Consider the following 19487-nt stretch of genomic DNA (forward strand, 5'->3'; position numbering starts at 1 on the left):
TACGATATGATTCGAAGAGATACTCCAACGAAATCCAACATTTGTCAGGATATCCGACATTATCTCCGTATGTTTACTCTGATACTGATGGATAGGCCTGATAGAGGTGAAGCATGAGACTTTCCATCAAAGCGAAATTATCTATTTCTATAGCTTGTATCGTGTTTGTCGTCCTTCTGCTTCATATGATCCTCACTTACAACATAACCAAGGATAAGCTTGTTGAGGAAATTCAGCAGCGAATGAATGCGATTGCTCAGCAGATCAATGTATCCGTACAGCAATCCCGCATGGCGGCGAATTCATTCGAAGAGCAGTTGGCAGAGAAGCTGCACATTGCGTCTATGTATGCTGCGGATAAGCTCCCGTCTCGAATTGATAGCATAACGAACGAGCAACTGCAGCAAATAAGCGCTGATATTGGAATATCCCACATTTCTCTCTTGCACAAGACGCCGAACGGTGACGATATCACGATTAATCGCTCCTCTGATCCGAAAGAAATCGGCATGTCGACGAGACAGTGGGGGTATTGGTATCAAGCTTTCATTCAATTATTTGAGGATAAGCAAGTATGGATTGCGGAAGGGCAGAAGCGCAAGTATTTTTGGTCAGGTCCGTTTGATGTGTCTTCATCCAACCCTGAACATCTTGATAAATGGGGATATTATTACGATGGCAAGCGGGATTATATAATTAATCCGTTTATTCGCGATGATAAGGTTGAAACCTTCTTCGAACTGACAAAGCCGAATATCTTAATTGAGCAGACATTGAGTGCTCAATCCAATATTGTGGAAATCGCAGCTCTTAATATTAACAATTTTAAAGATGAACCCACATTCAAAGTTCGCAGCGATGGTGTACAGGTGGTTGACGAGAGCAAGAGCCGTGTCTTATACGGTGAATACACCTTGAATCATGAGCGTGATGAAGAATATATTCGAAATGCGCTGGAGCGGAGAAAGCCTCTGTTCTATGAAAGTGATTTTGGCAGTAGAACCATCATTAAAGGGTTCATTCCAATCATCGGGGCGACTTCCTATGTATTGAACATATCCATGGATGCAAGAGCGGTCGTAGAGGCACTCCATGATCAGTTGATGCGCAATGTCGCGGTAGGCATTGTGCTATTGGAGATTGTTCTTATCGGAAGCTATATGCTGTCCGGCATATTGATACGTCCACTTCAATCGATATTGAACAAAATCAATATGATTTCGGTAGGCCATTTCAATACGCAATTGAATATTGATCGTAAGGATGAGCTTGGAATATTGGCTCAGCGAATTAATACGATGGCGCGGAATTTGGATGCTTCGACAGAGCGGCTGCGCATGTCGTATTTGGAGAACCGCGCCATGAAAGAGCATCTGGAATCATTCATTAACCAATCGAATGATGCTATTCATGTGACAGATCTGAAGGGACAAATTGAGCGAGTGAACCAAGCGTTCGTTGATATGTTTGGCTGGACCTCGGAAGAGGTGCTAGGCAAGCAACTATGCAATATTCCAGAGGACAAAGTGGAGGAAGAGCACCAAATTCATGAAGCACAGCGTCATGGCGAATATGTGAGCAACTGGGAGACGACGCGTCTAACGAAGGATGGGCGAATCCTGGATGTTAGTGTCAGTACCTCACCAATGTACAACGAGGGCGGGGATTGCATCGCTTGGGCAAGCATTACGCGAGATATGACTAGCCGCAAGCGGATGGAAGAGCTGTTGCGACGTTCTGAGAAGCTGACGACGGTCGGTCAATTGGCAGCAGGTGTTGCGCATGAGATTCGCAATCCACTAACGACGTTGAAGGGATTCTTACAGCTGCAGCAGCGTACAAGAGCTCTGAATGACAATCACATGGATATGATGCTGGCGGAGCTGGAGCGTATTAACTTGATTGTAAGCGAGTTTCTCGTATTGGCTAAGCCACAGGCAATTCAGTTTCAGCCGAAAGATGTACGCCGAATTGTTACGGACGTCGTCACTTTATTGGACAGTCAAGCGAAGTTGAATAATGTGTATTTTGCAACCCAGTTCGATGAGTTCGTGCCCTTAGTGAACTGTGAAGAGAACCAGTTGAAGCAGGTATTCATCAATGTGATGAAGAATGCAATGGAAGCAATGCCGGAAGGCGGCATGGTCGAAATTGCTGTGCAATCACGGTACAAGGGGCAGGTCGTCGTGGTGATTCGGGATCATGGCATCGGTATACCAGCGGAGCACTTGTCGCAGCTAGGTGATCCATTCTTCACGAGCAAGGAATGTGGAACAGGTCTTGGACTGATGGTGAGTCAACGAATTATTCACAATCACCGGGGGTTGATAGACATTGCAAGTGAGCAGAACTGTGGAACAGAAGTAACCATCTCGCTACCCGCCATTGGGATGGAGGACGCAGGTGGCGGAGATGATGCTGCGTCACAGCCAGCATTAACCGCAATCTCCTCATAAGGATTATAATAGTAAGGGGTGCCTTGATCAGTGACATTTACGTCTAGATCAGGGCACCCCTATTTGCAGCCTGCGTTATCCTATCTTCCACCGATCAGTTTTGATCGGTAAGTTCATTTGCGTTCGCAGCAGCATTATTTTTGTCTGTATACTTGCGAAGAATAGATACCTCTACACGGCGATTCTTCGCTTGACCTTCGGCACTATCATTGTCGGCTACAGGGTGGTATTCACCCATCCCAACTGCCTGGAATTGCTTTGGATCGATTCCAGAACGCTCGAGGACAACCTTCATGAAGCTGAGTGCCCGTGCCGAGCTCAAGTCCCAGTTGGAATCGAACCGGCTGTTGCGGATAGGGCGATTGTCTGTATGCCCACTAATGACGACGGAGAAGCCTTGATACTGCTTCATCATGTCGCCGACAGTAGCCGCCAGCTGTTTGGAATCTGGTTTTAAGTCCGCTTTACCGGAATCGAAGAGTGCGCTGTCTTTGATCGTAATCTTCAATTCAGAGTGATTGAGCTTCGTGTTCAGCTGATCCGTTAGGCCATTGTTGGCAATATACTGGTTCATCTTGTTCTGAAGCTGTTCAAGCTGCTGCTGCTCCTGCTTGGCATGCAGCATATACTCATCTCGTTCACGATTGCGAGATTTCGTGTAATTTTTAGGCGTCGCATCAACCATGCTGGATTTTGATCCATCTGATCGAATGACTGCTGACTCATTTAAGATTCCAGCCCCCCCACCGCCAGAGTTCAGCGCTGAGCTGAAGGCTTGGCTCATTTGCTCAAACTTCTTCGCGTCAACGGCTTGCATGGCGTACAACACAATGAAAAGGGCGAGCAGCAGTGTCAATATATCGGCATAAGGAATGAGCCATGTCTCATCGGTATGCTCTTCCTTCGGCGGGGTACGCAGTTTCTTACTCAACGCTTGCCCCCTCCTTAGTACTCATAAGAGAACGCTCTTGTGGAGTCAAGAAGACAGAGAGCTTCTGATTAATTGCAATCGTGGATACACCCGATTGGATGGACAAGAGCCCTTCAACCATCATGAGACGGATTTCAATTTCGCTGTGCGACAATCGCTTCAGCTTATTGGCAATTGGATGCCACAGCACATAACCAGAGAAAATACCCATCAGAGTAGCAACGAAGGCCGCAGCAATCGCTTTTGCCAGATGTTCCATCTCAGACATTTGCGATAAGGCAGCAATCAGACCGATAACGGCACCTAATACCCCCAGCGTTGGAGCATACATGCCGGCTTGGGAGAAAATAAGAGCGCCAGAATGGTGTCTTTCCTCAGTTGCGTGAATGTCTTCCATGAGCACGTCACGAACGAAGTCCTGATCATTACCATCAATAATCATCCGCATTCCGTTGCGGAGGAATTCGTCTTCAATTTCGTCAATGCGTGTTTCCAAGGCAAGCAAGCCTTCGCGACGTGTAATCGACGCCCACTCCATGAAGAGCGAGATCAATTCGACACGGTCAACTAAATCTTGCTTCTTGAAGAGAAGGCCGATTAGCTTCGGAAATTTCTTCAGTTCCTTCATCGGAAAGGCAATGAACAGGGAGCCCGCAGTACCAACGAAAATAATCATAATGGCTGCTGGGTTGGCGAGATTGGAGATAGGCGCGCCCTTAAAGTACATCCCTAGCGTGACGGCAGCAAGGCCGAGCACGAGACCAATGATCGTAGATTTTTCCATAATTCCATACACACCTCATCCATGAGTATAATGGTGCTTCCTGCGTGCGTATTCGACAGCGTGAGCCGAAATACGTGAAAAAAAAGATGCAATATTCTTTTTATCGGCAAAAGAGGCCATTTTATTTAATGAAACGATATATCTCTAGTTCAAATGATGGAGGAAAAATAGGATTGACAGGAAAGAGGCGCGAGGAATAAAATGTCTTCTAAATACTTAGTAAATTAATCGGATTATGTGGTTATCGGGATTGGAAGGGGGTAGTCTACCATCGTGAGCGCTCGGTATTGCGGGGAAGAGATGGTGTGTGGTTAATGATATGGCCTGTTATGTCAAACATCTTTGAAGTGATATTCGTCGAGAGGGAACTGCTGCTTGCTGAATTTCATTGTGAAATGGGGACTTACGATGTCTAAAACCCAATTATATGCATTGGATAACTTCGTTATGGAGATTCAAGTGAAGTCATCTGAATATCATGCGAATGGGCATCCTCGCTTACGAGGAATTCAATTTCTTATTTCATGGATCTGCCTGATGGCGATACTGGCAGGATGCACTTCGGGTGGAACTGGGACAGTAGGCGGCAATGGAGCAGAAGCCAATGGTTCTGCCAGCGATAAGGGGAAATCTCATCAAGTAATTCGCATCGGCTATCAGAAGGGCAACACGCTGAACGTACTCAAGGTGAACGGCAATCTGGAAAAGCGGCTGAAGGCAGATGGCTATGATGTCGAGTGGAAGGTATTTGCTGGAGGGAACTTCTTGCTTGAGGCATTGAGCAGCGTCAGCATTGACTTCGGGCATGCAGCGGATGGCTCTGGTGTCTTCGCTCAAGCGGGCAATAAACCATTTGTGTATGTAGGCAATGATCTTCCGAATCCTGAAGGGATAGGCATTGTGGTGCATCCGGAGTCAGGAATCAAGTCGATTGCCGACTTGAAGGGGAAGAAGCTCGCAGTAGCCAAGGGAGGCAATCATCACTACTTGGCAGTGCTGGCGATAGAGAGGGCGGGGCTGAAATTGGAGGATGTCCAATTCGTATACGTCAAGGATGCATCTGAAGGGAGAGCTGTATTTGAGACGAAGCAGGTGGATGCACTTGGTTCCTGGGATCCCTTTTTTGCAGCAGTACAGACGGATCTGAAGCCGCTGACGCTCACGGATGGCCAAGGTTACTCGCCGAATCGTACGTTCTATTATGCCAATGAACACTTTGCCAAGGAGAAGCCTGAACTAATCCGTACCATTCTTGAGGAGATCCAAGTGTCTGATGAATGGGCGAACTCACACAAGGACGAAGTGATTAAGCTATTGTCGGAAACACAGGGAATTGACAAAGAGGCTATCGAACTTGCCGTTAAGCGCCGCACGTACGGAGTGGAACTGTTCAATTTTGCTATTATCGATGCACAGCAGCAGCTGGCGGATACGTATTATCGGATTGGCTTGATACCGAGTCCGATCAAGGTGGCGGAACGGATGCCGCTGGATGCGCCGTGGGCTGTGAAAGGCCCTGTTGCCAGCAAGTGATGAGGAGGAAATTACAATGCGCACGACAGATACGGCTCCACCCGGTAGTCTGACCAATCGGAAGACAGAACCTTTAGGGACGAATATTGTTGGCACCGATGCTGCTCGGTCAGTGGGGTCAACAAGACGTGGACAGTCTTCACGTACCGTTCGATCAATATCCCCTGATGTGCGGGGCACAGCGGATACGAAGCGGGTGAGCCACTTGGATGGAGCGGATCAGCGGCGTGGAGGGAGATGGGGGAGTAAGCTCGCCTCTGCCATTGTGCCATGGCTGCTGCCCCTATTATGCCTAGCGCTCTGGCAATGGGCAGCCTCGTCAGCGATCGTGTCGGCGCAGCTGCTGCCTACACCCATGAAGGTGCTGAATACCTTATGGGAGCTGACCTCAAATGGAACACTTGCCTATCATATTGGTGTTAGTTTACAGCGGGCACTTATAGGCTTTCTTATTGGCGGAGGGATCGGTTTTCTATTTGGCGTACTTAGCGGCAGGTATTTGGCTTTCTATCGATTGTTCGATACATCGATACAGATGCTGCGCAATGTTCCTCATTTGGCACTTGTCCCACTCGTTATTATTTGGCTGGGTATTGATGAAGGGGCTAAGGTCTTTCTCGTCTCTCTAGGCGTCATGTTCCCGATTTATGTGAATACGTACCATGGCATTCGCAGCGTTGATCCAGGCGTTGTGGAAATGGCGAAAGTGTATGGGCTGCGATCTGGCTCATTATTTCGGCATATTATACTGCCCGGTGCACTGCCATCCATATTTGTCGGCTTGCGGTATGGGCTTGGCGTAATGTGGTTGACGTTAATTGTCGCAGAGACGATAGCTACGGATGCTGGTGTAGGTTATCTGGCGCTCAACGCACGAGAGTTCATGCAGACAGACATCATTATTCTGAGCATCATGCTGTATGCTGTATTCGGCAAAGCAGCCGATGTGATTGCGAAGCTGTTGGAGCGCAAGTCGCTTCGTTGGAATGCAGAGCAACGAACGTGAGGTTGAACGAAGCAGCCCCGCTTGCAGTAGGTATCGGAAGTAAGGCTGATGAGATTCATTAGGTGTGGAGCATGCTTGAATGTGGAGAGAAGGAGGCGTTTGAGAAATGGGAGGATATCAAGCCATGCGCCCGTTAGCGCAAACAGGATGGCCGCTCCAAGCGAATGAGACTGCACCTGATCAGGCTGCTGCAGCAGGGGCAGAGATTAGGATTAGTGGGGTCAGTAAATTTTTTGGAGAACATCAGGTTCTTGATCATATCGATGTAACAATTACGGAGGGGCAGTTCGTTGCAGTTGTTGGTCGCAGTGGCTGTGGAAAGAGTACGCTGCTTCGTCTCCTGGCAGGGCTGGAGACAGTGACGGAGGGCGAACTACTGATTGATGGTGAGCCAATCCATGGCATTCAGGGCAGCACTACGGTGATGTTCCAAGAGAGCAGGCTCATTCCGTGGAAGACGGTGATCGATAATGTTGGAATTGGCTTGCAGGGGGATTGGAAAGGAAGAGCGGAGCAAGCGCTGCAGCAGGTCGGACTCGATAGTCGCCAGAACGATTGGCCTAGCACTCTCTCTGGCGGGCAGAAGCAGCGTGTAGCGCTGGCAAGAGCGCTGGTACGGAAGCCAAGGCTGCTGCTGCTCGATGAACCACTCAGTGCACTTGATGCGTTGACGAAGCTGGAGATGCAGCAGCTGATTGCCTCCCTCTGGGGAACCCAGCGGTTCACAACTCTGCTTGTTACGCATGATGTGAATGAGGCTGTACGGCTTGCAGATCGTATCGTGCTTATTGATCAGGGGCGGATTGCGCTGGATTTTGCCAATCCATGCGCAAGACCGCGACAGGTAACCGATCAGGAGTTTGGAGCATTGGAGCGGCGAGTATTGGAACGGATTTTTGCTGATAGCACAGCTGTTTAGTTGTTTAGTAGCTGTCTGGCAAGACTCGAATGGAAATAGGCCTTTCCTTATTTTCTTTTGCTGTATGCATTACTTGATTGCTGGCAATTGTTTATGAGGGAGTTAGAGATAAGGTGACGGAGGGGGAACAAGTGTGGCACAAGGTGCAGGACATACGCTAAGAGAACGGGGAGATGAGCAAAATGGCGTGGAAACGGAGCAACAACATCTCCAGAAGCAGACGGTGGCTCCGGATTGCAAAGTAAAGCGTGGTTTGCTGCAGGTGGAACAAATTGTGAAGCATATGCATGAGGATGCAGCAGAGCTGGATGCGAAGCACGGGCTGCCTGCGCATCATGTAGCGAAGCTGAAGGAAATCGGCTATCCAGCTTGGAATGTGCCGGAAGAGTATGGCGGTCAGGCCATGCCGCTTACCGCATGGCTGAAGGCTCAGGAGCTGCTTGCTCAGGCGAATCCTTCTGTAGCGCTTGGCATGGGATGGCATATGAGTATTGTGCATGAGTTGGCAGAGCGCCGAACTTGGCCGGAGGCAACCTTTGCAGACGTATGCCGCCGCATTGCTCTTGAGGGAGGGCTGCTGAATCGCGCCGTCATGGAGGTGGGGGGAGGCAGTCCTTCCCGTGGGGGCAAGACGCGCACAACAGTCAAGCCAATCCCTGGTGGTGGTTATGTGGTGGACGGACGCAAGACATTCACAACTTTCGCGCCGCTGCTGGAATGGTTTATTGTGACGGCAACACTTGAGGACAGTGAGGAAGTTATTGAACTGCTTATCCCGCACGACAGTCCGGGTGTGTCCATTGAATGGACATGGAATATGGCAGGTATGCGGGGAACAGCAAGTCATGATCTTGTGCTGGAACAGGTGAGAGTATCAAAGGATGCGTTCCTATATAAGCATAATCAGCGAGATCGTTCGCTGCTGAACCCTTATTTGCTTCATATCCCAGCTTGCTACCTGGGCATTGCGACAGCTGCCCGTGACGAGGCGATTGCCTTCGCTACCTCGTATACGCCTCCGTCGTTGTCGGAGCCTATTGTGAGTACGCCGAACGTGGAACGGCAATTAGGCGAGATAGAGCTTGAATGGATTGCAGCCAGAAGATTGCTATATAGCGTTGCGAAGTCATGGGAGTCGGGCGGAACTGAGAGAGCGGAATTGCGAGCTGCCGACCTTGCGGCTGCCAAGGTATTCGTCGTGCAGGCTGCACAATCGATTGTCGATAAGGCGATGCGAATCGTCGGTGCACATAGCCTCCGATTGGATCATCCGCTGCAGCGGATGTACCGCGATGTACGATTCGGGCTCCATAATCCCCCAATGGAGGATGTCGCGCTGACACAGCTTGCGCGCGCATCGGTTCAACAATGGCAAGCGAGAAATCAGTCTTAGCTGAACCGTTGGATGGATCACGATATGAACGTGAACGGTGAAGACTTTTTGAGCAAGGAGAGGTGATTGCCATTGAGATATGCATCAGTATCGGCAGGAGCAGATCGAATAGTCTGTTGCTGATTGGGGGGAGGAGGAATGTGTTCTTGCAGCAGAATTGCCGAGACAAGCGTACTTGGATACGCCATGCGTCACTCAATTAGGCCAGCAGTGGGAGTTTCTGCATACCACTCTGACAGCTGAAGAACTGATTGAAGCAGTAGCCAGTTCGTGGGGGAATAATTAAGTTTCAACGATATTCTTCCTTCCCAATTCTGGATCTTAATGAAATAACAAGAGCGCGATTATTCTGTAAAAATGGGGGCGTTTGGTGCAATCGCTATTCTATTCGAGTGAGCGGGCATTCTATGCTACAATACGGAAGACATAGTTGATTCGAGAGGGGCAGCGTAGATGGGCGTTTCATTCGGGAGACCATATGAAGATATTTTGAAAGAATTGACGAACGCAATAGGACTGATTCCGGACGGGTATACGTTTTTCGAAATGACCGAAGAAGACTGGGCTGAGCTTGGACAAGCAGAACGCCAAGAAGTGTTGGAAGCGCTCGCAGATGATGTGTTCTATGGGCTGGGAGAGGATCGGCTGTTGTTCATCGGAAGCGGCAGCGTACAGTATGATCCCCAGTTCCACAACATCGAGATTGTGGTAGAGAGCGATACGGTGGCCACGGTTTCTCTAATCTAAAATTTCGCAAAAAAACGAAGAGCTGTCCGTACCGGGCAGCTCTTATTGTTCATAGGTGAAGGATTGCTCATGGAACAGCCAAGCATCATATAGGTAGACTACTCTGCTGGATTCGCTTGGGGCTGATACACCATGCAGTGGAATTCCCCCATTCCTTCTGGCGTAGGCCGTTCATACGTATCTGTAATGAGGAATCCGGCTGTTTGATAAGCGCGAATTGCGCGATGGTTCCAGGTAAGCACCTCGAGGTCGATTTCATCCTCGGGGTGACGGCGTGTGGCATCATTCACAATGGCTTGCACGAACGCAGTCCCCTTTCCATGACCAAGCAGATCAGGGCGCATGCCTAATCCGATGCGTGTTACTCCGACCAGCGGAAAATACTGCGCGAAGCCGATAAGTTCCTCGTTCCGGTTCTTGACGGATACATATTGCTTGCGGCGAATGTCGGGATCACCCATCTCAATCCCCAGCGCCTTCATCTGTTCCCACGGAAGGAATCCATATAGCTGATACGGCGGTTCGTATTTCCAGGTGCAGATGTCCTGCGCCTCTTCCTCGGTCATGGGGTGGACGTGAAATAATGGTTCTGGCTGTGCAGGATGGTGATGGCCGGACATCGAATGATTATGATTAGGTGATGATGATGGATCATGAGGCGAACTCATTGGTCTGTTCTCCTCCTTCGCGGCGATACAAGACGTTATCGCGTGGATTTCCTCCCATTGTGACATGGGAAGGAGAGTTTGGCAAACGGGTGTCTTACGATATGAACGACAATGGCTGGATTACATAAGCAAAGGACAAATTCGGGAGGTATGGGACATGCAGGAGTATACGGTAATTGTAACCGTGGAAGAAGCAGTGAAGCTGATTGAAGAGGGACAAGCGGCAGTAGCGGACTGCCGATTTTGGCTAACAGAGCCAGAGCGTGGACAAGCAGCGTATGAGGAAGGACATCTTCCGGGGGCCGTTTATTTTGATTTGGATCGGGATCTGTCATCACCACGTGGGGTACATGGCGGACGTCACCCATTGCCAGAGATTAGCGAATTGGCACAGAAGCTTGGTTCAAGCGGCATTGACCGTACTACGACGGTAATTGCCTATGATGACCAAGGTGGAGCCATGGCAAGCCGCCTGTGGTGGCTGCTGCAATATTTCGGTCATGAAGGCCATATTTATGTAATGGATGGCGGATACAGTGCGTGGGTGGAAGCGGGACACCCTGTATCGGCAGAAGGCCCTGAAATTGCAACACGCAGCTATGAACCGCAGGTTCGTCCGGAGCTTGTTCTTCATGTTGATGATATTCGGGAGCGACTCGGAAGACCGGGTGTCGTTATGATTGACTCTCGCGAGGCTGACCGCTATGCGGGACGCATTGAACCTATTGATGCGAAGGCGGGGCATATCCCAGGCGCGGTGAACCACTTCTGGCGCAATCGCCTCGATGAAGCAGGGAACTGGCTAACTGTGCAAGCGCAGCGTGAGCAATGGGAGCCGGTCGTGCAAGGCGCAGAGGAAGTCATCGTCTATTGCGGATCTGGCGTAACGGCATGCCCGAACCTCTTGTCCTTGTGGCAATCGGGAATTAAGGGTACGAAGCTGTATGCAGGAAGCTGGAGCGATTGGAGTTCTTACGCGGACAATCCGATTGCAACGGTGGAGGAATAAGAGCTGGGGGACGCATCGGGCCCAGGTTTTGAGGCTGCGACAGGTTTTAGGCAAGAAACCTGTTGTAGCCCTATTTTGATTTTCCGAGGAACTGCTTGCAAACAAGAACCCATCGAAAGCCATACCAGAAACCCTGGACCAGTCGCAGCAGAGCAGTCGGGTCTGGTGATTGTTGAAGGATTGCCCCAAGGTCCATTGACAATAAATGGGTGTTGTTTTATTCCCGAATTGACTGATCTAATCAATCAAAGGAATATATTAAAGTGCATTCAAAAGGGGATTTGCGATATGGCCAAACCAACGTCCAGATCCGACCTCTGTCAGTCTTGTTCTGTTTTCCGTTTACAAATGTTCTGTACAATTACAAGATTGCATCTTACCAGCTCTACGAGGTGGATACACAAATATGCTGATAACGGATGAATCTACCGCTAGTCGTATTGTAGAAAATAAACATTTAGGGGAGTACCAGCGACATTAAGTGGGGTGAGTACTATGGTTATCTTTAGAACTGCTACAGTAAAAGATTTGAATAAAATAGTTCAAATGCTTGCCGACGATGAATTGGGCAGAATGAGAGAACGATACGAGCTTCCCCTTCCTGAGAGCTATTTAAAAGCGTTTGAAGCAATTGATTCAGACCCAAACAATGAACTGATTGTTTCGTGCCTCGGTGAAGAAATTATTGGTGTTTTACAAATTACCTTTACTCCTTATATTACACATCAAGGTAGTTGGAGAGCTACGATTGAAGGGGTTCGGACGGCATCTTCAGAAAGAGGGAAAGGTACTGGGAGCAAGTTAATCCAATGGGCAATTGAACGCGCTAAAGAACGAAGATGCCATATTATTCAGCTAACAACTGACAAAAAGCGAGAAGATGCATTTCGCTTTTATGAGAGGTTAGGATTTGAAGCGACTCATGAAGGGTTAAAAATGAAACTTTAAATCAATTACACGAGACAATCATTCAATACCCAAATGGTGAAGGCGTTATGGTACATTGGTGGCTACTGAAATAATTTTACGATGAGGCACCCGAGCGAGCGTGTGTATTCATTAAATAAAAGCGGAAAGGCCGAAACTCCACACATAGGGGATTCGGCCTTATGGATAGTTATAGTTTATTCTGCATCCTGCCACACATTGAACTTGTTTCCGTCCGGATCTTTGAATGTGAATTGCAAACCACAGCTTCCTTGGTCGCTTATCGGTTCGACGTAGACGCCGCTTTCGCGAAGTCGTTTATGGACCTCTACGATATTCTCAACCTCGAATGTCAGAGAGAACATTTCATATTGGTCGCCTTCCCATTGATCCGTCATGAAGTTTGCTGTTTTCTTCTCTTTCGTTTCCAGCAGGAACAACCATTGCCCGTTACCGAGCACAAGGATGGCACCTTCGGCAGATCCACGGGGTCTTACTGTAAGTCCTAATGTCTCTTTGTACCACTTGGATGCAAGTTCCACGTTAGATACGGGTAAGTAGTTATGAGAGACTCTCTTTAACATCGGTGTTTGTGTTGCTTGTTGCTCCTCTGTTTTGATTGATTCTTTTTCGGCCATGAAAGTTCCACCTCTCATCATAATTTACATTTCTATATATAGACGATCTGACTTCATCAAAGCCGTCGCCCTCAAGCTTTCCTTTTTTCTTTATGTTCAACCGCATGATACGAGTTGCCGTCAGGGTCATAGAAAATGAAGTATTTGCCGATAAAATGGTCTGTATTGATCGACTCCATCTTGACTTTGTCATGTTGCAGCTTATGCCAAAGTTCTTCGATATCGGACACTTCGAAGGCCAATAAGGGCAAATCGCTTGGTAGATGGGTATGACATTCCAGTAAATACAATTCATGTCCAGACTCTACTAATAGATTACCGTGTCTGCTGATTCCCAGTTGAAAATGACGGACGAACCAGTCTAATATCCGCTCTCGATGAAGTACGGGAATGTAGAAATGCCCTGTGCTTTTTAATACTCGTTCCGAGACTTTCTGCTCGAATATCTGATCTAGACGCTGCATGCGGAAATGAGACTCAAAGTCGCCGGAGAGCTGACGCTTTAGCGCTGCTCTGGCCCGTCGAATACGGCTTTCCACGGCGGACAAGGAAATATTCAGGAACTGAGCGATTTCCTTCATTGGCCATTCGCTTAAATAGTGCAGCATGATGGCCATTTTACTTGTCTGCTCTAAATGTTGCATGGCATTCCAAATCGTTTCTTTCGTCATATGCTGATCTAACCATGTATCGACATTATTAATAGAGGGAAAAATCGCATCTTCGTAAGGCACGGTTTGTTTTTTCTTTTTTACGAAATCGAGACTTGTTCGATAAACAATGGTATATAACCAACTGCCCAATTTCGAAGGATCATCTAGGGTGTGTAGTCGACGAAAGCATTTCATAAAAGCTTCTTGTGCCGCATCCTGCGCTTCATGAAAGTCCCCGATAATGCTGAAGGAAACGGATAACATAGCGTTAGAATATTGAAGCACGATCTGGCGAAAGGCATCGAAATCGCCGTTTTTAGCCTCGATTATGTATTGATGAATATCGATCTCCTGCTTATCTTTATCCATGCTAATCTCCCTTATATTGAGACGTACACATTCCCATGTAGACCGTTTCCACCAAATATATCATGGAAATATTGAAAAAAGTAATCAACCTGTATTTTTTCAAAGTGTGGTTAAACGCGGGATTTTCAAGACTATAAAAGAAGTTACAAAACGGCATTGTAATATTTAGGGAATTGGTTTAATGTTATATTGACCGAATAATGAAATTATAGTCATTAAAAAGGAGGGGGATTATGCCTAAGATTGTCACCGAGCATGAAAAACAAATGGTAAGGGAAGCGATGTACACAAAAGGGATCGAGCTGATTCGCAAAAAAGGGATAAAGCGAGTGACGGTGGAGGACATCACCACAGCGGCCAACATCGGTAAAGGATCCTTTTATTCCTACTACCATTCCAAAGAAGAACTCCTTTATACGATTATCAAACAGAACGAGAGTCGAATGTTTGAGAGAGTAGAGTCCATTCTATCTGAAAAGGTAAATGTGAAAGAGAAGATTGTAAAGGCATTGAAGGAGATTTATCTGGCAGCGGATAGTATAGTTCACTACGTGTCTCCATCGGATTTCGAGTATCTGCTTCGCAAGCTTCCGGATGAGGTGTCCGACTGGGAGGCATTGAAATCAAATGACTATTTTAGCTGGACACTATCGCTTTGCGGCATTGATGAATCAGAATGCGAGATGGATGTGCTAGCTTATTTAATGAATGCACTCCATTATATCGGTTCGGCAGATATAACTTTTGGTGAGCGGGGTAAAGAGAAGGCACTGGATATACTCGTGCATTCTATTGCTGATTACATGGCCGGGGAAGCCAGGTAATGAGAGAATTCGAAAAGACTGTAGACCGTCATATGGGATTGTCCACAATGGTTTCGAGCAGAGGCAAGGTCATATCGATTATCGGAGGCAGCTATGATCATATTATTGAGCGTTATTTTAGGCGGACTGCTTATCATGTTAGGAACGGCTTGCTTGGTTCTGCTTGTCCAGTACAAGAAAAAGAAGAAGGCCAATCAAATTCGGATTGCTCCCACGAGTAATGGCATTGATTGTAGGGAGTTCGTAACGATCGGCGGAATTTCGCAATATTTGCATCACCGGGGCGAGGACGTTGACAATCCTGTGATGTTATTTTTGCACGGTGGACCGGGGGAGCCGATACTGCCATTTGCCCAAGAGTTTCAGATCCCATGGGAGAAGCACGTTACAGTTGTGCACTGGGATCAAAGGAACTGTGGCAAGACCTATTTCAACAATGATCCGAAACAAGTCACGCCGACAACCACGGTTGATCGTATCGTTCAGGACACTTATGAGGTTGTACAGTATTTAAAAAATAAGTACAGCAAAGAGAAGATTATCATTTTGGGACATTCATGGGGATCGGTACTAGGTAGCCTGTTCACTAAAAAATACCCTGAGCTTGTACAGGCTTATATCGGTGTCGGGCAGATTGTCAATATGATTGATAATGAACGTGTCGGTTACGAAAAAGTACTAGAGTCGGCAAAAGAAGCGGGCAACGAAAACGATGTTCGAGCTTTACTTCGTTTGAAGCCCTACCCTCCAAATACATTTGATGGTGAAATGATTAGGAAGCTTAAAAAGGTTCGTAAATTTCAAAGTAAATATAAGTTAGCGGCTGGCCCAACAATTGAGTTGATTGGCAATGCTTTAAGCTCTCCGTTTTATACATTCAAGGATATGCGCTATTTCTTTATCTCTGGGGCATTTGGAGATGGACAACGTCATATTTGGAAGTATTTAATGGAGTCGTTCGATTTGGCGTCGATGGGTGCTGTATTCGAAGTCCCTGTTTTTTATATACATGGCGAGCGGGACTGGCAAACACCTTATCCGCTGGCACGGGAATTCTATTCGACCATTAAAGCACCGCTCAAGCAATTTTACTCCATTCCGGATGCGGGGCATATTGCCATGCTTGAACGAAAGGAGATATTCAACGAGGCGTTATTTGATATTTTGGAGCGAGCGAATAGTATGGTGACGACGAAGTAAGTCAAAATTACATTTCGGGAGAGATGGGTGTAACCGGCATACGAAGCAGCGGTGAAGTATATAGCTCCACCGCTTAAACGTATTGCTGCCGCGCTGCCGAGGGCAGCTCGCTATGATAGACATGACAAATCTCGCCTCATGTGTAAGGCCGTCTCGCACCTTATTCAGGTGTAGGGGAATCCGCCAGAGCGTTATATTGGATAGACGCTCTGGTCAATAGGGCTGCCGGAACGATTAGGCGTTGTTGGATACCTCAGCGCCGGCAATCTCTTCTTGATTTTCTTCTTTTCTTCTCCAGCCCATAATGGCCGGCCCTAGCAGTATGATACCGAACTTAGCGACCTGGAAGACTACTCCGGCTGGAGACGACTCATCCTCATCGCCGACGGTCTTTCCGGTCTTGGTTGTGATCTCGCCACTCGTCAGGTTGATGGTATACCCGATGATGCCTTTGTATCCAGTCGTTTCCATCAAGTGTTTATCAAGGAATTCATTGACCGCACTCTTAATCTCCGCATCGCTACCAGTGAGGATGCCTGCTTTTGTCAGATCGGTCTGGAGATCTTTTTTCAATAACTCCATGCCGATGAACAGATTAGCAGCAATGGCTACAATGCCGAGCAGGACACCGAGCGAGATCACGGTGCTTTTCTTTTTGGATACCCATAGTATAAGCAGATACAGCAATCCAGCTAAAATTAACGGGTATACCGGGACAAGATCTGACCATTGGTTAGTTACCCAGGCATAAGCGCCTCCAGCCACAATACTTGCGACCAGGGCGACGATTACTTTGACAGCATTCACTTCTCATGACCCCATTTCATATCTTTTCTTTTTTAAAGCCATTCTACTACCCTAGTTCCGCATACAAAGGTATGCCATCTTTCGATTTCCCCGATTTTTGTTCAGAAGAGATGGAGCTGCCATGAAGGATAAATTGTCCATTATCTACATCGTCTATCGGCAGTTATAACCAAATATATTACAGTCGGCGATTGAAATGAAGCCATTTATTACCACAATTTCCATACAGGACAATTTTCAAAGAAGTTTAGATAAATTCTTTTCAACATCAAGTTCATAAATAGGTATTATTTCCATTTTTGGATTGGGAATGGGGTGGTCTTTAAGTTGCGGTTGGGCTGCAAAGCTGATTTGAGGTACGTGAATCTGGCGTCTGGTCATATTCCTACTAAATGATGGATGTATTGCAGTATGAAGAAGATAGGGAGGAAGGCAGCGGAAAGAGCCATGTTCATATCTCTTACATAACATGTAGCTGTCGAGACTACACACGAGTAAGGTGGATGTGAAATGGCTCAATACAGATTTGCTACTGCTTCGTATAGTATGTCTTTAACCTAAGGGGCCAACGGGTTCCCTGTTGTCACTCAACATATAAGTTCATGCGTTAGTTGATGCTACAGGTACAAAGGGGAATCATAATATCTCTAACTGTTGCGTGATATCTTCACAGATGCGATGAGTCAGCAGTGACTTCGCTCCACTGGTTAGAAACTCGTCTCCGCTCTTCACACAGCTGATGAAATGGTCGATCATATCAACAAACCCGCGGCGATAGAGAACGGAAGTCCAATCCCCGAATGAGGACTGCTGTTCGGTGTTGTTTATATACGTTGTCGTATGAACGCAATTATGGACGACGATCTTCTGCTGACATCCCATGACTTCCAGTCGTTCTTCCGTTATTCCCGTTTGTCGGTGCATCATTGCGAGCCCGGTCGTCTTCTTGCCCACCAAGTTAAGGACTAAGTAATGCAATAAGCCATCCTCGACCTTGCCGTTGACCGTCATCGTCTCTGGTTCGCCTACATAGTACAGCAGCGTGTCTATCACGTGGATGAAATCATCAAAAACCGTTTGCCGGATTGGCGACAAGGGGCCGGTTCGATTCTTTTGCATGAAGACAGTTTCAATTGCCGGAATGGTTTCTTTTGCGCCTTTGTACATCGGCATGAATCGACGGTTAAATCCGACCATGAGCTGCACATTATGCTGCTGAGCCAGAGAAACGATTTCCTCCGATTCATGCAGCGTATAGGCGATGGGCTTGTCTACGAATACATGAATTCCCGCAGTGATAAGCTGACGTAATATATCCACATGCGATTCCGTTGAAGTATGTACGAAAGCGGCATCGATGTTAGATGAGATCAATTCCTGCACGGTAGAGAATTGGTTGCGAATACGATATTGCCGACCAACTTCATCGACCACTTCTTGATTGCGGCTGGCAATGGATAGTTCAATATCCGATCGGGTTCCTAGTACAGGCAAGTATGCTTTGCGTGCGATATCACCAATACCGATCATGCCGATTTTCATGTTGCTTCCCCCTTCATATCCATAGATTCCGTTTGTTCCATTTGATTGAGTACAGTATAGCCTAAGACACAGGTTTCAGGCTATATGTTTTAGACTAAGCGCCCAGGAGGCTGCTCTATCCTATTCACGAGAAGCTCTAGCTCATCCATCAAATCCGGAATCCACGCATCTGAACCTGGGATTGTATCGGTTCCGCCATAGACAAGCCATTTCAGTGTTTTTATAAGCCAGCATATCCCGCCGACGTTCACTTGCCATTCAAGCTGATCCATCGAACAATCCTGCTCCATTGCGCTATGGAAGGCGGACAACATCTCTTCCCTAGGGACATGACTATATTCTTGAGCTTCATCAATGAGACAATGCAAGTCGCCTAAATGGGGACTTAGATACGAAATCGACCAGTCAATCGGCATAATCTGGGTCCCCTGAATGAGCAAGTTCTTCGCATGATAATCATGGTGCACGAGTGTAAGGGGCTGAGTGCGATACAGTCTCTCCAGCTGTTGCGGCAATATGTCCTGCAGTTTGCCGAGGGCAGGATGGCCAGCTAGACGAGGCGAGTGAAGGAGATCCTTCGCAAGCGACAGGAAATCGGCAGCTGTCTCGGTGCATTGATGAATGAGACTGCTCGGAATATTCTGCTTGATATGCATTGCAGCTGTATCTCTAATCCTAGCTAACGCTCTTGCGGCTTCCAGAAAGAGCGCTGAGCTGGGGCGCTGCTCCAAATTGTACTGCCCGGCATCCTCCATAATCATGACCGCACTACGTTCCGATTCATAATATTTATAAATGCGAGGGGCTGATATGTGCAAAGGTTTCACGAGGTGACGGTAAATGGCGGCTTCTTGAGCCATTTCTTTGCCGCCCCATTTCAATATGCGAGTTTCACCTGTACGTAAAGTGATGCGATACACTTCGGATAGCGCCCACTTTCGTAAAAGTGCCCACTCGGTTACTTCAGCTAACAAAGGGATTCTGTTAGTATAGGCAGATAGACGTTCTGGAATCATGTGCTTCCTCCTGAATGATTGGGTTCATCTTACAGAGGAGAATTTTACACGAAAACCCAAAAAAA

General features: G+C 47.4%; 18 protein-coding genes. 10 read left to right on the top strand and 8 right to left on the bottom strand.

Going from position 1 to position 19487, the window contains the following annotated elements; all coding sequences use genetic code 11:
• Positions 1 to 113 precede the first annotated feature (113 nt).
• Complete coding sequence (locus tag RQP50_RS27835) at positions 114 to 2456, top strand: PAS domain S-box protein (protein ID WP_072731791.1); 2343 nt, start codon at positions 114 to 116, stop codon at positions 2454 to 2456.
• Between the two features lie 94 nt (positions 2457 to 2550).
• Here RQP50_RS27835 and RQP50_RS27840 read toward each other — a convergent pair whose 3' ends face one another.
• Positions 2551 to 3387: a flagellar motor protein MotB gene (locus tag RQP50_RS27840; RefSeq protein WP_021253493.1), complete on the bottom strand. Its 837-nt coding sequence runs from the start codon at positions 3385 to 3387 to the stop codon at positions 2551 to 2553.
• Positions 3380 to 4171, bottom strand: coding sequence for a flagellar motor stator protein MotA (gene motA / locus RQP50_RS27845; protein WP_021253492.1), 792 nt, complete (start codon positions 4169 to 4171; stop codon positions 3380 to 3382). Before motA ends, RQP50_RS27840 begins: the two co-directional genes overlap by 8 nt.
• A 408-nt stretch (positions 4172 to 4579) precedes the next feature.
• Between motA and RQP50_RS27850 the strand changes: the two genes are divergently transcribed.
• From RQP50_RS27850 to RQP50_RS27870, 5 genes are all read left to right on the top strand, one after another.
• Positions 4580 to 5704, top strand: a complete 1125-nt coding sequence (locus RQP50_RS27850; RefSeq protein ID WP_315747391.1) for a sulfonate ABC transporter substrate-binding protein — start codon at positions 4580 to 4582, stop codon at positions 5702 to 5704.
• A gap of 205 nt (positions 5705 to 5909) precedes the next feature.
• Complete coding sequence (locus tag RQP50_RS27855) at positions 5910 to 6710, top strand: ABC transporter permease subunit (RefSeq protein ID WP_315747427.1); 801 nt, start codon at positions 5910 to 5912, stop codon at positions 6708 to 6710.
• A gap of 106 nt (positions 6711 to 6816) precedes the next feature.
• The gene (locus RQP50_RS27860; RefSeq protein WP_315747392.1) at positions 6817 to 7629 is read left to right on the top strand and encodes an ATP-binding cassette domain-containing protein; all 813 of its coding nucleotides are present in this window, start codon (positions 6817 to 6819) and stop codon (positions 7627 to 7629) included.
• A 133-nt stretch (positions 7630 to 7762) separates the two neighbouring features.
• Positions 7763 to 9022 carry an acyl-CoA dehydrogenase family protein gene (locus RQP50_RS27865; protein WP_315747393.1) on the top strand — a complete coding sequence of 420 codons (1260 nt, stop codon included), beginning with the start codon at positions 7763 to 7765 and terminating at the stop codon, positions 9020 to 9022.
• A 453-nt stretch (positions 9023 to 9475) separates the two neighbouring features.
• Positions 9476 to 9769, top strand: a complete 294-nt coding sequence (locus tag RQP50_RS27870) for a hypothetical protein (protein ID WP_028532409.1) — start codon at positions 9476 to 9478, stop codon at positions 9767 to 9769.
• A 98-nt stretch (positions 9770 to 9867) separates the two neighbouring features.
• Here RQP50_RS27870 and RQP50_RS27875 read toward each other — a convergent pair whose 3' ends face one another.
• Positions 9868 to 10389 carry a GNAT family N-acetyltransferase gene (locus RQP50_RS27875; RefSeq protein ID WP_315747428.1) on the bottom strand — a complete coding sequence of 174 codons (522 nt, stop codon included), beginning with the start codon at positions 10387 to 10389 and terminating at the stop codon, positions 9868 to 9870.
• A 205-nt stretch (positions 10390 to 10594) separates the two neighbouring features.
• Between RQP50_RS27875 and RQP50_RS27880 the strand changes: the two genes are divergently transcribed.
• Both RQP50_RS27880 and RQP50_RS27885 read left to right on the top strand, forming a co-directional pair.
• Positions 10595 to 11446 carry a sulfurtransferase gene (locus tag RQP50_RS27880; RefSeq protein WP_315747394.1) on the top strand — a complete coding sequence of 284 codons (852 nt, stop codon included), beginning with the start codon at positions 10595 to 10597 and terminating at the stop codon, positions 11444 to 11446.
• Positions 11447 to 11941: 495 nt separating this feature from the next.
• Entirely contained in the window at positions 11942 to 12394 is a 453-nt protein-coding gene (locus RQP50_RS27885; RefSeq protein WP_072731798.1) for a GNAT family N-acetyltransferase, read from the top strand.
• A 176-nt stretch (positions 12395 to 12570) separates the two neighbouring features.
• On the opposite strand, the gene RQP50_RS27890 is transcribed toward RQP50_RS27885, so the two are convergent.
• Both RQP50_RS27890 and RQP50_RS27895 read right to left on the bottom strand, forming a co-directional pair.
• Complete coding sequence (locus RQP50_RS27890; protein WP_072731800.1) at positions 12571 to 13011, bottom strand: VOC family protein; 441 nt, start codon at positions 13009 to 13011, stop codon at positions 12571 to 12573.
• A gap of 71 nt (positions 13012 to 13082) precedes the next feature.
• Positions 13083 to 14033, bottom strand: coding sequence for a sigma-70 family RNA polymerase sigma factor (locus RQP50_RS27895; protein ID WP_315747395.1), 951 nt, complete (start codon positions 14031 to 14033; stop codon positions 13083 to 13085).
• Positions 14034 to 14266: 233 nt separating this feature from the next.
• Here RQP50_RS27895 and RQP50_RS27900 point away from each other — a divergent pair, with 233 nt between their 5' ends.
• A complete protein-coding gene (locus tag RQP50_RS27900; RefSeq protein WP_315747396.1) occupies positions 14267 to 14857 on the top strand; it encodes a TetR/AcrR family transcriptional regulator in 591 nt (196 codons plus the stop codon).
• A 93-nt stretch (positions 14858 to 14950) separates the two neighbouring features.
• On the top strand, positions 14951 to 16057 hold the full coding sequence (locus RQP50_RS27905; RefSeq protein WP_315747397.1) for an alpha/beta fold hydrolase: 1107 nt from the start codon (positions 14951 to 14953) through the stop codon (positions 16055 to 16057).
• Positions 16058 to 16291: 234 nt separating this feature from the next.
• On the opposite strand, the gene RQP50_RS27910 is transcribed toward RQP50_RS27905, so the two are convergent.
• From RQP50_RS27910 to RQP50_RS27920, 3 genes are all read right to left on the bottom strand, one after another.
• Positions 16292 to 16822: a hypothetical protein gene (locus RQP50_RS27910; protein WP_139295438.1), complete on the bottom strand. Its 531-nt coding sequence runs from the start codon at positions 16820 to 16822 to the stop codon at positions 16292 to 16294.
• 678 nt (positions 16823 to 17500) lie between these two features.
• Positions 17501 to 18406 (bottom strand): Gfo/Idh/MocA family protein, encoded by a 906-nt coding sequence (locus RQP50_RS27915; protein ID WP_315747398.1) that lies wholly within the window; start codon positions 18404 to 18406, stop codon positions 17501 to 17503.
• An 89-nt stretch (positions 18407 to 18495) separates the two neighbouring features.
• Positions 18496 to 19422: a phosphotransferase family protein gene (locus RQP50_RS27920; RefSeq protein ID WP_315747399.1), complete on the bottom strand. Its 927-nt coding sequence runs from the start codon at positions 19420 to 19422 to the stop codon at positions 18496 to 18498.
• Positions 19423 to 19487: the final 65 nt, after the last annotated feature.

The sequence above is a fragment of the Paenibacillus suaedae genome (genome assembly GCF_032337355.1).
In the GTDB taxonomy this organism is placed as follows: Bacteria; Bacillota; Bacilli; order Paenibacillales; family Paenibacillaceae; genus Paenibacillus_B; species Paenibacillus_B suaedae.